Origin of the sequence: Lonsdalea populi (assembly GCF_015999465.1) — a bacterium.
GTDB lineage: Bacteria > Pseudomonadota > Gammaproteobacteria > Enterobacterales > Enterobacteriaceae > Lonsdalea > Lonsdalea populi.
Window position 1 is genome coordinate 2,999,661 of sequence record NZ_CP065534.1, and the last position, 15,673, is coordinate 3,015,333.

The window sequence follows — 15,673 nt, forward strand, 5'->3', positions numbered from 1 at the left end:
AACGGCGGTGCCGTATAAAATCATGTACCATTGTAGCTGGTCTTCATCGGGAGCTTAACGGACAGTTTCCCGTAAAAACACTCTGAGGATAATCAAAACGTCATGACGCGTATGAAATATCTGGTGGCTGCTGCCACGTTGAGCCTGGTACTGGCGGGCTGTTCCAGCACCAAGGATACGGTTCCAGACCGTCCACCTGCCGAGCTTTACGCCACCGCGCAGGAGAAATTGCAGGAGGGCAACTTTAAGGCAGCCATTACGCAGTTGGAAGCGTTGGATAACCGTTATCCATTCGGCCCTTATTCCCAGCAGGTTCAGCTTGACCTGATCTACGCCTACTATAAATCCGCCGAGTTACCGTTAGCTCAGGCATCTATCGACCGTTTCCTGCGTCTGAACCCCACGAGTCCCAATGTGGATTACGTGTTGTACATGCGCGGATTAACCAACATGGCGTTGGATGACAGTGCATTGCAGGGATTCTTCGGTGTAGATCGCTCAGACCGCGATCCGCAGTATGCCCGCGCCGCCTTCAAAGCTTTTAGCCAACTGGCGGAGGGCTATCCTCGCAGCCTGTATGTGACCGATGCCGGCAAACGTCTGGCGTTTCTGAAGGAACGTTTGGCGAAGTATGAACTTTCGGTCGCGCAATACTACACGAAACGCGGCGCGTATGTCGCGGTGGTTAATCGTGTTGAGCAGATGCTGAAAGACTACCCGGATACGCAGGCCACACTAACGGCCCTACCGCTGATGGAAAATGCTTATCGCCAGATGCAGTTGATCGGAGAGGCCGACAAAGTGGCGAAGCTGCTCTCGGCTAATCAAGCCTGATCGAATGCATTAGAAAGGATTTTACAACGGCAGCTTAGGCTGCCTTTTTTATGCCCGACACCTGTTAGTCAACGCAATTTCAAGCAGCAAATCTTGAGAATTCTGGCATAGCTCCCCATCACTGACAAGGCTTGTCGCCGTAATCCCAAAAGCCGCTCACAAATTACACAAGCATTCTGATATATGACAAAAAAAAGACTTAAAACCCTGCCATTTTAACCATCTCGGGGTATGCTGAAACTATCCAAGACGGACAAGGCAGAGAGGTAAACGTTTATGGCTATCAACATTACCAGCAAGCAAATGGATATCACCCCGGCAATACGCAAACATGTCGAAGACCGTCTCACTAAGCTGGATAAGTGGCAAGCTAACCTAATTAATCCACACATTATCCTGTCGAAAGAACCCAAAGGCTTTGTGGCTGACGCCACCATTGGCACACCAAACGGACCATTGGTCGCAAGCGCAAAACACGAAGATATGTATGCTGCGGTCAACGAACTCATCGCCAAGCTCGAACGGCAGTTGAACAAGGTTCAGCATAAAGGCGAAGCGCGCCGTGCAGACACCTGCCTCAAAGACATCACGCCGCAACCCGCCCCGGAAGAGTAATTACCTTCTTCCCTATCGTGAAGTGGTTAACGCGCCGAAAGGCGCGTTTTTTATTGACAGGGCGAAAAGGCAGTCGTTAACCTAGCGCCATCAACCGTCAGGATTTTATTCATGTCACGCCATTCATTGTTCTTCGTATTCTTATTTTTCTTTCCCCGCAGGGGGGGCGCTTGGTCGTGTGAGTAAGAATACGAAGACGAACAAAAAGCCTCCTGAAACCAGGAGGCTTTTTTTGTTTTGGACAGCAAACAGGGTAAAGCAAAATGACCGACAATTCGTTGTTATTGACACTGCGCGAACGCATCAGCGCGCTGGATTTACAGCTGCTAGGGCTTCTCGCCCAACGGCGTGAGCTAGCTCTGGACGTTGCCCGAGCGAAGCAAACCACTCACCGTCCTATCAGAGATAAAGAGCGTGAACGCGACCTGCTAGCACGTCTAGTGGACGCGGGCAAGAAGTATCAACTTGATGGTCACTACATCACCCGACTGTTCCAACTGATTATCGAAGACTCCGTGCTTACCCAGCAGGCCCTGCTCCAGCAGCACCTGAATCAAACCGGCGCACTCTCGGCTCGTGTGGCGTTCCTCGGCCCTAAAGGCTCCTATTCCCATCTGGCCGCACGTCAATACACCGCGCGTCACTTCGACCAGATCATCGAATGCGGCTGCCAGAAGTTTCAGGATATTTTCACCACCGTTGAGAACGGTTATGCCGATTACGGCGTTCTACCGATCGAAAATACCAGCTCAGGATCGATCAACGACGTCTATGACTTGCTGCAACATACGGGGTTATCGATCGTAGGCGAACTGTCCAACCCTATCGACCACTGTGTGTTGGTCTCTACAGATACTCAGCTTGACCAGATCCAGACCGTTTATAGCCATCCTCAGCCTTTCCAACAGTGCAGCCATTTTATCAATCGCTACCCGAACTGGAAAATTGAATATTGTGAAAGCAGCGCCGCCGCTATGGCAAAAGTAGCTGAACTGAACTCTCCTCACGCTGCCGCGCTGGGGAGTGAGGCCGGCGGGACGCTCTACAATCTGCAGGTACTGGAACACAACCTGGCGAACCAGACGCAAAACTACACCCGCTTCATCGTACTGGCTCGCAAGCCAATCGACGTTGCAGAACAGGTTCCGGCTAAAACCACATTGATTATGGCAACCGGCCAGCAATCGGGCGCGCTAGTCGAAGCGCTGCAAGTCCTGCGAGATCAAGGCATTATCATGACCAAACTGGAGTCTCGTCCAATCTACGGCAATCCGTGGGAGGAGATATTTTACATCGATGTACAGGCCAATCTGCGCAGCAAACCGATGCAAAAAGCCATTAATGAGCTCACGGCTATCACCCGTTCGCTGAAAGTGCTCGGCTGTTACCCTAGCGAGAATATCGTCCCGGTCGATCTGGGCGGTTAAATGCAAGCGCCGCCATTTCCTTGAGGATGAGGAGATAGCAGCGCGTAAATAAAGGGTCAGCGGATATCGTTGGCCTGTTGAAGCAATGTGCGGCTTTCGCTCATAAACCGACGTGAATAGTCGCCGAACCAATGTTCCACTTTCTTAAAACTGTTGATGAACGCCGTTTTATCGCCATTCTCTAAAAGCGCAATCGCTTTGCCGAACCGCTGGTAATAACGCTTGATCAAAGCCAGGTTATTACCGGATGACATGATGATGTCTGCATAAAGCTGCGGATCCTGAGCAAACAACCGCCCCACCATCGCCAACTCCAGCCGGTAAATAGGCGATGATAGCGCCAGCAATTGTTCAATCTGAACATTTTCTTCCGTCAGATGTAATCCGTAAACAAACGTTGTGAAATGGCGCAACGCCTGAATGAAGGTCATATTCTGATCGTGCTCGACCGCGCTGATACGATGCAAACGCGCGCCCCAGACACGGATCTGTTCCAGCAGCCACTGATAGGCTTCGGGTTGACGACCATCGCAGTACACCACCACCTGCTTGGCCAGACTGCCGGTATCCGGACCGAACATCGGGTGCAACCCCACGACGGGTCCCTGATGCACAGCCAGCATCGCCTGCAGCGGACCATTTTTGACCGACGCCAAATCCACCAGCAGGCAGTCCTCCGGCAGCGGCGGCAGTTGAGCAATCACCTGTTCGGTAAGATGAATTGGTACGCTGACGATCACCATTCCTGCATCCGCCAGCAGTTCGTTCGCCCGAGGCCAGTCCTCCTGTTCCAGGATTTTGACCTGGTAACCGGAAAGGGTCAGCATTTTATCGAACATGCGTCCCATCTGACCGCGACCTCCGATAATGACGACCGACCGCAGTGAAGGGTTCAACGTTTTGAACCCCTTGTCATTTTCGCTGGAGTAGGATTCACGCATGACGCGGCGCAGCACATCCTCAATTAAAGAGGGAGGAACACCTAAGGCTTCGGCCTCCTTTCGACGAGAAGCCAACATCTTCGCTTCCCGATCCGGCGCATAAATCGGTAAACCATAGTGACTTTTCACTTCGCCCACTTCTGCGACGAGTTTTAACCGCCGAGACAACAATGCCAATAGTGCCTTATCTACCTCGTCAATTTGATCACGTAATGTGGTCAGTTCAGCGGTCATCTATTCTTCTCCTTACTGATTGGTGCGTATCGCGCCAAGATCCTGGTGCACCGATCGCAATAACGATTCTGTCTTTTCCCAACTAATGCAGGCATCTGTGACAGACACACCATAATGCATCTGGGCACGCGGCTGTTCGGAAGACTGGCTGCCTTCATTCAGGTGGCTTTCCAGCATCAGGCCGATGATGGATCGATTGCCGGCTTTGAGCTGCTCCACGGCAGACTCCACCACCAGAGGCTGGCGACGATAATCTTTATTAGAATTTCCGTGACTGCAATCTATCATCAGCGCCGGTTTCAGTCCCGCATCACGCATCTGTTTTTCACATTCCGCCACATCTTCCGCATTGTAGTTGGGCCTTTTGCCACCGCGTAAAATCACATGACCGTCGGTATTCCCCTGCGTATGCAGCAGACACACCTGACCGCTTTGGTTGATCCCCATAAAACAATGCGCCATCGAGGCGGCTTTCATGGCATTGATGGCCGTGCCAAGGCTGCCATCCGTGCCATTTTTAAATCCGACCGGCATGGAAAGCCCGGACGCCATCTCACGGTGTGTCTGCGACTCCGTGGTTCTCGCGCCGATAGCCGACCAGCTGAAAAGATCCCCCAAGTACTGCGGACTATTGGGATCCAGCGCTTCCGTCGCCAGCGGAAGACCAATATTCACCAGTTTCAGCAGCAAATCGCGCGCAATGTGCAGACCGGCTTCCATATCGCACGAACCGTCCATATACGGATCGTTAATCAACCCTTTCCAACCTACCGTAGTGCGAGGTTTCTCGAAGTAAACGCGCATGACGATATAGAGCCTGTCGCTCAGTTCTGCCGACAAAGCCTGCAACCTGCGCGCATATTCCAGCGCGGCATCAGTGTCATGAATGGAACAAGGGCCGCATACAATCAGCAACCGGTTATCCCGACCGTGGATAATGTCCGCCACTGCCTGTCGAGAACGAGAAATCGCCTGCTGAGCATTTGCGCTCAGTGGAAATTTGGCTTTCAATTCTTGCGGAGTAATCAATATCTGCTCTTCAACGATATTGACGTTATTAAGCGCGTCTTTTTGCATGATCATGGTCCTGTCCCTTATTTTGTGCCTGTGCGATGGCGGCGATGTGTACATTACTCGGGACACAGTATCACAGGGTGTAAATATTTAAAACCACCGAGCGTAAAGTTATGATTACCCTTATAAGCCGCGTGATATACGGGGTGGAATTTGTATTTCCGCCCCGAAAAGGTATGTCCGATATTGGCATCTCGTCACTGAATAACACTTAATATGAGAGGCCGATAGCCTAAACTTCTTGGCTTTTGATTACTTCCAAAAAAAAGATAAAATCTTAATAAAATTAAGACATTAAAAACAAAATTTACAGGAAAAACGTTGTATTATCTACCTAAAATATAAAACAGCGTTTCACCCTTTGCTCGTTGGATGAGCTAATCCAGAAAGACAATCATAAAGGGCATTAGACAATCTAAACCCGCAACGAGTGTAAACTTATTATTACACCAAAAATGTGAGCGCATCGTCCATCGATACACGTCTACTCTGCTAAGGTCGTCTAAATTTAGCGGAAGGCCGATGCCATTATTGCTAGATTTGATTTACGTGATTGCAGGGAGAGTACAGCCTTTACACCATATGGCTTATGTCATGTCAGATATTGATGAGCAATGGCTTTTTCTTTCTCGTGGTGAGCAATGGCTTTTTTACGCAACAAAATGTCTGAGAATATCGAGATTAAGATGAAAACAAAGAACACCAGAAAGTATAAGTAGATGATGGAAAACCAAACCTTGTTGTAGCGAGTCTCATCGATTCTTTTTTGAATATCCTGCTGTGACTTTTCCATGCCAATGTTACCGCATACGGTCCTTACCAACGCGGGAGAAAGGTGCAAATCAAGTGAGATATCGTCATAGGATTGACTCCTACAGGTCGTAGGCGTGATTTCCCAAGGCTGCTGATCCACCACCCCCTTCGCTTTATCTAGCGTTAACAAGAAGTTTTCCTTCCCTTCCACCGTCATCGTTAACGACGCCCAGTCGTGAGGAACAGGGATGACGTAACGGCCCATGACATAGGTCATCACGCTGAACAGGCTGGCAAATAGGATGGATAAGATAACGGCGCCAAGGTAGTCGGCCCGACCCGGAGGCGTCAGCAGCTTTTTTCTGGATTTAATGCCGCTCAGCCTGATCATCCAGGGTTTTACGTCATCGATAAGTCCCCACGCTTCGCGATCTTCAGGAAGGGTTCTTAGCCATCGCCAAACGACTCTAACGCAAAGCGCCGCGGCGGCGGCGAAAGCCCCCCATAGCGGGCTACCCAGAATGGCGTTGACTTGATCTAAGTTGTCCATAATTTCTCCTTAAATGCTTTATCCACCCTTTATCTAACGCTTTTTACATACAAAAAAAGGGGCGGCATATAGGCCACCCCCTTTATTCAAAACGACTTTCGGATGTCGCGAAAGCGCGTTCTTAGTTAAGACGCTCTTTGATGCGAGCAGACTTACCAGCACGCTCACGCAGGTAGTACAGTTTCGCTTTACGTACGGCACCACGGCGTTTCACAGTAATGCTGTCCACTACCGGAGAATGCGTCTGGAATACACGTTCCACGCCTTCGCCGTTAGAAATCTTGCGAACAGTGAATGCAGAATGCAGACCGCGGTTACGAATAGCGATAACCACGCCCTCGAATGCCTGCAGACGTTTTTTAGAACCTTCAACGACCCATACCTTAACTTCCACGGAATCACCCGGACGGAATGAAGGTACGTCTTGCTTCATCTGCTCTTGCTCGATCTGTTTAATGATGTTGCTCATAATATGTCTCTTACCCTAGGTAAACTGATATATGGGTTCGCCCGGCACTGCGCCGTTGCGGCCCCTTAATACTCTTGTTGAGACTGATATTCCCGTTGGAATTCAGCTAACAACGTTGTTTGCTCGTCAGTCAGAGCTAGGCTTTTCAGAAGTTCAGGTCTTCTAAGCCAGGTTCGGCCCAGCGACTGCTTCAAACGCCAGCGACGTATCTCAGCATGGTTGCCTGACAGTAAAACTGCCGGAACTTCCATCCCCGTCAACACTTCAGGCCGGGTGAAATGGGGGCAATCCAGCAATCCATCCGCAAAAGAGTCTTCTTCCGCCGAAGCTTCATGACCCAGCACGCCCGGGATGAACCGGGAAACAGAGTCAATCAGCGTCATTGCCGGCAGTTCGCCGCCGCTGAGCACATAATCACCGATAGACCACTCTTCGTCGACTTCGGTTTTAATTACGCGCTCGTCAATGCCCTCGTACCTTCCACAGACCAGAATCATCTTCTGATGTGTGGCAAGTTGACGTACGCCTTGCTGATCTAATTTGCGGCCCTGTGGTGACAAATAAATCACCCGAGCGCCTTCGCCTGCCGCTGCTTTCGCTGCATGAATCGCATCCCGTAAAGGTTGCACCATCATCAGCATCCCGGGACCGCCGCCATAAGGGCGATCGTCCACGGTGCGATGCCGGTCGTAGGTGAAGTCTCGCGGACTCCAATATTCTACGCTCAGCAGGCCATTTTTTACTGCCCGGCCAGTGACTCCATAATCAGTAATGGCGCGGAACATTTCTGGAAACAGGCTGATTACCCCAATCCACATAGCATCGTTCCACTCGTTACTGCTCGTTGTACGGAGATCAAAAACCAGGATCCCAATCTACTTCAATACGATGAGTAGAAAGGTCAACATGCTTGATCACCTGCTCTGTCAGGAACGGAATTAACCGCTCCTTGACCCCGTAAGCATCTTTCAAGTTAGCTCTTACTACCATTACGTCGTTCGAACCGGTTTCCATCATATCGATGACTTTGCCCAGCCCGTAACCGGCGACGGTTACGACTTCGCAGCCAATAAGATCTTTCCAGTAATAATCACCCTCATCCAGCTCAGGAAGCTGCGATACGTCGACAACGATCTCGCAATTGGTCAACAGATTCGCCGCATCCCGATCTTCAACATCTTTGATCTTGATGATCAGGTCCTGATTATGGTGCCTCCAGCTCTCTATTTCGATGAGCTGCAAGTCGCCTTTATTCCGCAGATACAAGGGCTGATAGTCAAAGATACTTTCGGCATCTTCGGTGGAGGAAAACACTCTGAGCCAACCTCTGATGCCATACGTCGACCCCATTTTCCCCAATACTACCGGGTTCTTAGGAGCTTGAGGGCTAAGTTGCTTGCTCATTGTCACCACCGCAACAGGTTATGCTGCTTTTTTAGCGTCTTTGACCAGCGCAGAAACGCGATCAGAAACGGTAGCGCCCTGGCCAACCCAGTGCTCGATACGATCCAGGTCCAGACGCAGTGCTTCGGCCTGACCGGTTGCGATCGGGTTGAAGAAACCTACACGCTCAATAAAACGACCGTCGCGCGCATTGCGGCTATCGGTCACGACGACTTGGTAGAACGGGCGTTTTTTAGCGCCGCCACGTGCCAAACGAATAGTTACCATAACATCCTCTTTAGTTAATAAAACAACCGGGCCCCATCGAGGAACGGGGCCCAGTGTCATATAAAAAGCCCGAAAATTTTACTCATTTTGGCGCAAAAAGCAATCTAAAGCGTGCTTCATCCCCGAATACTTTCTACGCTGCGGTAAAACATCGGACGTTAGCGCCCCGGGAAGCCCGGTGGCATCATACCTTTCATTCCGCGCATCATTTTCGCCATGCCGCCATTTTTCATCTTCTTCATCATGCGCTGCATGTCGTCGAACTGCTTCAGCAGCCGATTGACGTCTTGCACCTGCATGCCTGACCCCATAGCGATACGGCGCTTGCGTGAACCCTTGATGATTTCAGGTTTAGCGCGCTCTTTCTGCGTCATAGAATTAATGATGGCTTCCATACGCACCAGAATTTTGTCGTCCATCTGGGACTTTACGTTGTCCGGCAGTTGGCCCATTCCCGGCAGCTTGCTCATCATGTTGGCCATGCCGCCCATGTAGCGCATCTGCTTGAGCTGGTCAAGGAAGTCGGTCAGGTCGAACCCGTCGCCCTTTTTCAGCTTTTTCGCCAGCTTCTCCGCTTGGGTACGGTCAACCTTGGTTTCCAGCTCTTCAATAAGGGACAGAACGTCTCCCATTCCCAGAATACGGGACGCGATACGATCCGGGTGGAACGGTTCGAGAGCCTCCGTCTTTTCACCGACGCCGAGGAATTTGATCGGCTTGCCGGTGATATGGCGGATAGACAGCGCCGCACCACCGCGGGCGTCACCGTCGATTTTAGTCAGGATCACACCGGTCAGCGGCAGCGCCTCATTAAACGCTTTCGCCGTGTTCGCCGCATCCTGACCGGTCATCGCATCAACTACAAACAGGGTTTCCACCGGATTCAACGCCGCATGGACCTGCTTAATCTCATCCATCATCGCATCGTCAACGTGCAAACGACCCGCGGTATCCACCAGCAGGACATCATAAAACTGCAGTTGGGCATGCTTTAACGCTTGATTGACGATATCGACCGGCTTTTGACCGGCGTCGGAAGGGAAAAAGTCGACACCAACCGTCTGCGCCAACGTTTCCAGCTGTTTAATCGCCGCAGGGCGATACACGTCCGCTGAAACCACCAGCACTTTTTTCTTCTGCTTTTCGCGCAGGAACTTACCCAGCTTACCGACGCTGGTCGTTTTACCCGCACCTTGCAAACCCGCCATTAGGACAACGGCGGGAGGCTGCGCCGCCAGATTCAGCTCGGCATTGACCTCGCCCATCGAGGCAACCAGTTCGTTCTGAACAATCTTGACGAACTCCTGCCCCGGCGTCAGGCTTTTATTCACCTCGTGGCCGACGGCCCGCTCCTTGACGCGATTGATGAAATCACGCACCACGGGCAGTGCCACATCGGCTTCAAGTAACGCCATGCGAACTTCGCGCAGCGTCTCTTTAATATTCTCTTCAGTCAGTCGGCCGCGGCCACTGATGTTGCGCAAAGTGCGCGATAGTCGATCGGTTAGATTTTCAAACATAGCTCTGCTCAACGTAAACTGGCCGCTATCGCGACGTGAACGGTGGGGATTATAACACGAAAGCGGCGGCAATCTCCGCGAGTGTTTACGGATAACAGGTTGGTGGGCCGTAATGACTAAGGCTATACTGGCCGTTCTTATTACTCTGTTGATATTAAATAATCTAACGCTATGTCTGTTTTCGCCATCGTGGCTTTAGCGGCCTATTCGCTCAGTCTGGGGCTGATTGTTCCCAGCCTGTTGAAAAAGAACAGCGCCTATCGTCGGTTGGCGGTAGCCTCTGCGGTGCTCGCGCTTGCCTGTCATGCCGTGGCGCTCTATCAACGCATCTTTGATGTCTACGCTGGGCAGAATCTGAGCCTGCTCAACATCGGCTCGCTGGTCAGTCTGATGATCTGTTCGGTCATGACCTTCGTCGCCACGCGTAATCGCGGCTGGTTTCTGCTGCCCGTCGTTTATACCTTCGCCCTCATCAACTTGGCGTTCGCGACTTTTATGCCGGGCGAATTTATCACCCATCTCGAACATGAACCCTGGCTGATGGTCCATATTGGCTTGGCGCTGTTTGCCTACGCCACACTGATGATTGCCGCGCTGTACGCACTGCAGATGGCGTCGCTGGACTACATGTTGAAGAATAAAATGTTGGGATTTACGTCGGATATGCCGCCGCTGCTCAGTATTGAACGCAAAATGTTTCACATTACTCAGGTCGGCGTCATTCTGCTGACGCTGACACTGTGCACCGGGATGTTTTACATGAGCGACTTGCTGAACAATAAAGAGAATCTCCATAAGGCGCTGTTCTCTTTGCTGGCCTGGTTCGTCTATATTCTGCTGCTATGGGGACACTACCATGAAGGTTGGAGAGGTCGCCGTGTAGTTTACTTCAATCTGATAGGCGCATTGCTGTTGACGCTGTCCTATTTCGGCAGCCGTGTGATTAACCCTTTTCTCGTTCATTAAACTCACGTTTCATACACAAAAAAGGGCCGGCATCAAGCCTTTCGTGCAAATCACGCGGGACTTGAAACCATATACGGGGCAATAGAGAACCGTAGAATGGCCTCGGCGACGAACTGCGGCGCTTCGCGCTGCGGGAAGTGTCCCACACCATCAAGCGCGTGCCGTTCGTACCGTCAGCGGGTCGCTCCAGACAGGCACAGCCACAATGCCATCACCGGCTTCATCGGCGCGAGCGAACCCCACGTCGTACAGGTCATCATGCAGACCCTTGATCTAGTGCGATAGCGGCACCTCGAACAGCCTGATCTCGACTTCGGGTTCCTCTTGCCGGCACAACGCCAGCAAGGCCGGCAGGCGTGACGGCGTGATGCCGTCGGACATGGCAATGCGCAACTGGCCGTGGAAGCCATTGGCTGCGGCCTTCACACTGTCGCGCGCCTGCTGCAAGGCGGTGAACACGCGCGGCACGTGATCGAGGAACAGCTTGCCCGCACGGGTCAGTCGCGTGCTGCGCGTGGTACGGGCGAACAGCACCACGCCCGGTTCTTCCTCAAGCTCTTTGATGGCGCGCGACAGCGGCGATTGTTCGATGTGCAGCCGCTCGTCCACAGCCAGGAAGCAGCGCAGGTGGCGAAGCTCCAAGCGTCCCCCCTCCCTCGTTCCCTGTGACCCAGGCCGTTCCGTCAACGGCCGGGAGGAGACCCATAATCCACCGACGCTGGCCACAGAGCCCTGCACGACGGCAAATGCGCTGGCACCATGCGCCAGTCCAGGCACGTCGGTCAAAGAAAGCCCGCAGCCACAACCAGCATGAACGCCGCCGTCATCAGCCACATCGCCGCCCAAAGCCGCCAGATGGACTGGACGGTCGTGGCATACGAAGGAGCCTTTGCCAGCGTAGCGTCGTTCATGCGGCCTCTCTTGCCCGCCAGGGCTTTCTCGCCAGCACGGCAGCCATCGCCGCTGCCGCGAACAGCCAGCCACTCCAAACCGTTCCCCGCATCCCCACCGCGTCGATAAAACCGCCCCCGACCGCGGCCCCGAGCACCACACCGAGGTTGGCCGCCGAGACATAGAGGCTGGTGGCAAACTCGGGCGCATCCGGTGCCGCCGAAATCATCCACATCTGGCTGACAATCAAACCGCTGGTGTGCGCCGCGCCCCACAGCAGGCAGATCGGCAGCATGGCCGCGAACGACGGCGAAGCGAACACCAATAGCACGCCATAGGCGGCCGCCAGCGCCGCAGGATAGCCCAGCACGGTCCAAGCGAGCCGGCGTCCCAGCGCACGCCCGGCCAGCAGGTTGCCCAGCACGCCGCCCACGCCGAAGACTGCCAGCAGCACGCTGATCGCCTCGCCGCCCAGGCGCGCCTGCCGCGCCAGGTATTCGGCGGCATAGCTATAGACGGAGAACATGGCGGCGAACACGCACACCGCCATCGCAATCGACAGCCACACCGTGGGTCTACGCAGGACGGCCAGCGGACGTCCCGGCGTGGCCGCCTGCGGCTCGGGCCTGGAGGGCAGCATGATCCACATCCCGGCGGCAGCGGCCAGGCTCACCGCCGCGCAGAAGTAGAACGCCGCCTCGTAGGACACCCTGGCCTCCATCCAGGTGGCCAGGGGCACGCCCAGCACCAGCCCCAGCGAGATGCCGAGGAATGCCATCGAGGTGGCGTGCGCGGCACGTTCCGCCGGGTACAGCGACGCGGCCGCGGCGAAGGCCACCGAGAAGAACACCGGGTGCAGCAGGGCCGACGGCACGCGCAGCGCCATCAGCACCCCGAAGCTGGGCGCCCAGGCCGACAGCAGGCTGCACAGACTGAAGACCAGCAGCGAGCCGGCCAGTACCTTGCGCCGGTCGAAGCGCGACAGCCACAGCACCATGGCCGGCCCGCACACCGCGACCACGCCCGCGAACAGCACCACCAGCCATCCGGCCTGGGCCACGCTGATGCCGTGACGCTGGACGATGGCCGCCGGCAGGATGCCGACCACGCCGAACTCGACGGCATACAGGCCGAACAGCCCCAGTGCGATTAAGAACAGTGCGCGTGCGCCGTTCATGGCTGCGCCTCAGTCTATCGATCGGGCGTCGTTGCCGGGCATGACCCGGCCGCACCCACCGGCGCGGGAAAGCCGTGCCGCCTGGCCGCCCACACCACCACCAGCGTCGCCGCCAGCAACACCAGCAAGGCCGGGGCGAACGCGCCGACGCCGAGGCGTTCGAGCAGCACGCCGCCAACGATGCCGCCACCAGCAATGGCCGTGTTCCAGGCGGTGACCAGCATCGACTGGGCGACATCCGCCGCCCCATCGCCGTGTTTCGCGGCCGTTTTGGCCAACGCCGTCTGGAACAGCGTCGCCGCGCCGCCGAAGGCCAGTCCCCAGGCCGCCACCGCGGCATAGACCACGAAAGGCACATCGCCCGCCACGCCGAGCGCCAGGGCGGACAGGCCGAACACGACGGTGCTGGCGAGCGTCAGCGCACGCAGATGGCGTTCGAGCAGCACGCCGACGATCCAGATACCCAGCAGCGAGGTGACGCCGAACACCAGCAGCACCAGGTCCGTTCGCTCGACCATGCCCGCCGCCGCGAGGAACAGCGCGATATAGGTATAGAGGATGTTGTGCGCCAGCACGAAGGCCAGCACCACGAACAGCACCAGGCGCACACCGGGCACCGTGAACACGTGCCCCAGCGACAAGCGCTTGCCCGCCGCCTGGCCGGCGAAGTCCGGCAACTTGATGCGCACCCACACCATGAGCACCAGCGCCAGACCGCTCATGATGCCGAAGCACGTCCGCCAGCCCACCCAATTGCCGAGGAAGGTGCCGGCCGGCACGCCCAGGGACAGTGCCAGCGGCGTACCGACCATCGCAACGGCGATGGCGCGCCCCTTCTGGTGCTCGGGTACCATGCGCGCGGCATAGCCCGCCAGCAGCGTCCACAGCAGCCCGGCCGACACACCCGCCAGGAAGCGCGCCACCATGGTCAGGGCATAGCTGCCGGAAAACGTGGTGACGGTATTGGCGACGACGAAACCGGCGATGGCCGCCAGCAGCAGCGGGCGGCGGCGCACGCCCTGCGTGGCGGCGGTCAGCGGAATCGCCGCCACCAGCGAACCGATGGCGTAGATCGTCACGGTCTGCCCGACCCAGGCTTCGGATATCGCCAACCCCTGCGCCATCTGCGGCAGCAGGCCAGCCGGCAGCGCTTCGGTCAGGATGGTGATGAAGGCCGCCATCGCCAAGGCCAGCAGCGACGCCAGCGGCAGGCGGTCATGGGCCGTCGTTCTCATCCGTGCAGAGGAGATAGTCATCACCGCACCTCCAGAGCGCCATAGACAGCATCGCGCAGGCCGGTGACGAAGCGGCCGGACATGCCTTCGTACAACGTGTTGGTGAAGGCCACGACGCTCAGGCCCTGCGCCCGGTCCACGAACCAGGAGTGGCCGTAGGCGCCGCCCCAGCGCCAGGTACCGGCCGATTCGGGGGAAACGGCCAGCACCGGGTCACGCAAGACCGAGAATCCCAGTCCGAAGCCGAAGCCCGGCGCATCGGGCAGTTCCCGACCGGCCGTCTGATCCCGCGCCATATCCTCAATCCATTCGTTGGGCAGGAACGCACCGCAGCCTTGGCGCAGGGCTTCCAGCAGGCGCAATAGGTCTTGCGCCGTCCCCGCCATGCCCGCGCCGCCCGAGGGAAATGCCTGCGGATCGAAGATGCGGGATGGGCTGTAGGTGATGCCCACGGCGCCCTCGAAGGCCGAGACCGTCTCCCCCTCGGCCAGCCGATGCGGCTGCGGCGCGTCGTTCACATAGGCGGTCGCCACGCGCTGGGGATCGTGCGCGACGAAGCCCGTATCGACCATGCCCAGCGGGCCGGTGACGAATCGGCGCACCGCCTCGTCCAGCGGCGTGCCGTGGACGCGCGCGATCAGCGCGCCCAGCACATCCGTCGCCAATGAATAGCCCCAGGCCGTACCCGGTTCGTACAGCAGCGGCACGCTGGCGAGGCGGCGCAGATTTTCCTCCAGGCTGATGCCGGACGCATCCATGCCGTCCGACACGCCGGCCCGTGCGTAGGGGCCGGCTGCGTCCGCCTCGAAGAAACGGTAGCCGAGGCCGGCCGTATGACTGAGCAGTTGCCGCACCGTGATGCGTGCCGGGCGGCCGTCGGCCAGCCGGGGCTGGAATTCCGGCAACCAGCGCTCGATGCCCGCATCCAGGTCGAGCCGGCCTTGCGCCACCAGCGCCAGGGCCGCAGCGGAGACGATGGGCTTGCTGACCGACGCCAAACGAAAAACCGTCTCGGTGGTCATCGGCCGTGCGCTTTCGCGGTCGGCGAAGCCGGCAGCCTGCTGGTGGATCAGTTCGCCGTCGCGCACCACGAGGATGACGGCACCGACCAGGCGCTGGTCGTCCAGTACCTGCTGCACGACGGCCTGGATACATGCGGACAGGTGCGCGGGTGGAACCCCTTGCCGCAGGGGAAATATGGAACGAGTCATGGCGAATACCTCGATTCAATGGGCAATGCCTCGATGATAGAAACCTCTCGATTAAAGAAAAAGTGGGCTACAGTTCCTTTATATGTGGAACAAAGTGTCCGCAAT

At 56.0% G+C, this 15,673-nt stretch carries 17 protein-coding genes and 1 other annotated feature; of the genes, 4 read left to right on the forward strand and 13 right to left on the reverse strand.

Annotated features, from left to right (window positions below; translation table 11 throughout):
- Positions 1–102 precede the first annotated feature (102 nt).
- From bamD to pheA, 3 genes are all read left to right on the forward strand, one after another.
- Positions 103–834: an outer membrane protein assembly factor BamD gene (bamD, locus tag I6N93_RS13180; protein ID WP_085689451.1), complete on the forward strand. Its 732-nt coding sequence runs from the start codon at positions 103–105 to the stop codon at positions 832–834.
- Between the two features lie 276 nt (positions 835–1,110).
- Positions 1,111–1,449, forward strand: a complete 339-nt coding sequence (gene raiA, locus I6N93_RS13185) for a ribosome-associated translation inhibitor RaiA (protein WP_085689448.1) — start codon at positions 1,111–1,113, stop codon at positions 1,447–1,449.
- Positions 1,450–1,559: 110 nt separating this feature from the next.
- Positions 1,560–1,685, forward strand: a sequence feature (Phe leader region).
- A 27-nt stretch (positions 1,686–1,712) separates the two neighbouring features.
- A complete protein-coding gene (gene pheA / locus I6N93_RS13190) occupies positions 1,713–2,876 on the forward strand; it encodes a bifunctional chorismate mutase/prephenate dehydratase (protein WP_085689445.1) in 1,164 nt (387 codons plus the stop codon).
- Positions 2,877–2,932: 56 nt separating this feature from the next.
- Here pheA and tyrA read toward each other — a convergent pair whose 3' ends face one another.
- The 8 genes from tyrA to ffh all read right to left on the reverse strand — a co-directional run bounded on the left by tyrA (position 2,933) and on the right by ffh (position 10,088).
- Entirely contained in the window at positions 2,933–4,051 is a 1,119-nt protein-coding gene (gene tyrA, locus I6N93_RS13195; RefSeq protein ID WP_085689442.1) for a bifunctional chorismate mutase/prephenate dehydrogenase, read from the reverse strand.
- Positions 4,052–4,063: 12 nt separating this feature from the next.
- Positions 4,064–5,128, reverse strand: a complete 1,065-nt coding sequence (locus tag I6N93_RS13200; RefSeq protein WP_085689470.1) for a 3-deoxy-7-phosphoheptulonate synthase — start codon at positions 5,126–5,128, stop codon at positions 4,064–4,066.
- A gap of 589 nt (positions 5,129–5,717) precedes the next feature.
- Entirely contained in the window at positions 5,718–6,428 is a 711-nt protein-coding gene (locus I6N93_RS13205; RefSeq protein ID WP_085689439.1) for a DUF6216 family protein, read from the reverse strand.
- 121 nt (positions 6,429–6,549) lie between these two features.
- Positions 6,550–6,897 carry a 50S ribosomal protein L19 gene (gene rplS, locus I6N93_RS13210; protein WP_026739733.1) on the reverse strand — a complete coding sequence of 116 codons (348 nt, stop codon included), beginning with the start codon at positions 6,895–6,897 and terminating at the stop codon, positions 6,550–6,552.
- A gap of 65 nt (positions 6,898–6,962) precedes the next feature.
- Positions 6,963–7,715, reverse strand: a complete 753-nt coding sequence (trmD, locus tag I6N93_RS13215) for a tRNA (guanosine(37)-N1)-methyltransferase TrmD (RefSeq protein ID WP_085689436.1) — start codon at positions 7,713–7,715, stop codon at positions 6,963–6,965.
- Between the two features lie 37 nt (positions 7,716–7,752).
- Positions 7,753–8,301: a ribosome maturation factor RimM gene (gene rimM, locus I6N93_RS13220; RefSeq protein ID WP_085689433.1), complete on the reverse strand. Its 549-nt coding sequence runs from the start codon at positions 8,299–8,301 to the stop codon at positions 7,753–7,755.
- Positions 8,302–8,319: 18 nt separating this feature from the next.
- Positions 8,320–8,568, reverse strand: a complete 249-nt coding sequence (gene rpsP / locus I6N93_RS13225; protein WP_085689430.1) for a 30S ribosomal protein S16 — start codon at positions 8,566–8,568, stop codon at positions 8,320–8,322.
- Between the two features lie 158 nt (positions 8,569–8,726).
- Positions 8,727–10,088, reverse strand: coding sequence for a signal recognition particle protein (ffh, locus tag I6N93_RS13230; protein ID WP_085689427.1), 1,362 nt, complete (start codon positions 10,086–10,088; stop codon positions 8,727–8,729).
- A 171-nt stretch (positions 10,089–10,259) separates the two neighbouring features.
- Here ffh and I6N93_RS13235 point away from each other — a divergent pair, with 171 nt between their 5' ends.
- Positions 10,260–11,054, forward strand: a complete 795-nt coding sequence (locus tag I6N93_RS13235; RefSeq protein ID WP_085689424.1) for a cytochrome C assembly family protein — start codon at positions 10,260–10,262, stop codon at positions 11,052–11,054.
- A gap of 273 nt (positions 11,055–11,327) precedes the next feature.
- Here I6N93_RS13235 and I6N93_RS13240 read toward each other — a convergent pair whose 3' ends face one another.
- From I6N93_RS13240 to I6N93_RS13255, 5 genes are all read right to left on the reverse strand, one after another.
- Positions 11,328–11,696, reverse strand: coding sequence for a LysR family transcriptional regulator (locus I6N93_RS13240; RefSeq protein WP_438267793.1), 369 nt, complete (start codon positions 11,694–11,696; stop codon positions 11,328–11,330).
- 140 nt (positions 11,697–11,836) lie between these two features.
- Positions 11,837–11,965 (reverse strand): hypothetical protein, encoded by a 129-nt coding sequence (locus tag I6N93_RS17365; protein ID WP_254900120.1) that lies wholly within the window; start codon positions 11,963–11,965, stop codon positions 11,837–11,839.
- On the reverse strand, positions 11,962–13,122 hold the full coding sequence (locus tag I6N93_RS13245) for an MFS transporter (protein ID WP_085689422.1): 1,161 nt from the start codon (positions 13,120–13,122) through the stop codon (positions 11,962–11,964). Before I6N93_RS13245 ends, I6N93_RS17365 begins: the two co-directional genes overlap by 4 nt.
- 14 nt (positions 13,123–13,136) lie before the next feature.
- A complete protein-coding gene (locus tag I6N93_RS13250) occupies positions 13,137–14,378 on the reverse strand; it encodes an MFS transporter (RefSeq protein ID WP_232100061.1) in 1,242 nt (413 codons plus the stop codon).
- A complete protein-coding gene (locus tag I6N93_RS13255) occupies positions 14,378–15,568 on the reverse strand; it encodes a serine hydrolase domain-containing protein (protein WP_085689419.1) in 1,191 nt (396 codons plus the stop codon). Before I6N93_RS13255 ends, I6N93_RS13250 begins: the two co-directional genes overlap by 1 nt.
- Between the last annotated feature and the right edge of the window lie 105 nt (positions 15,569–15,673).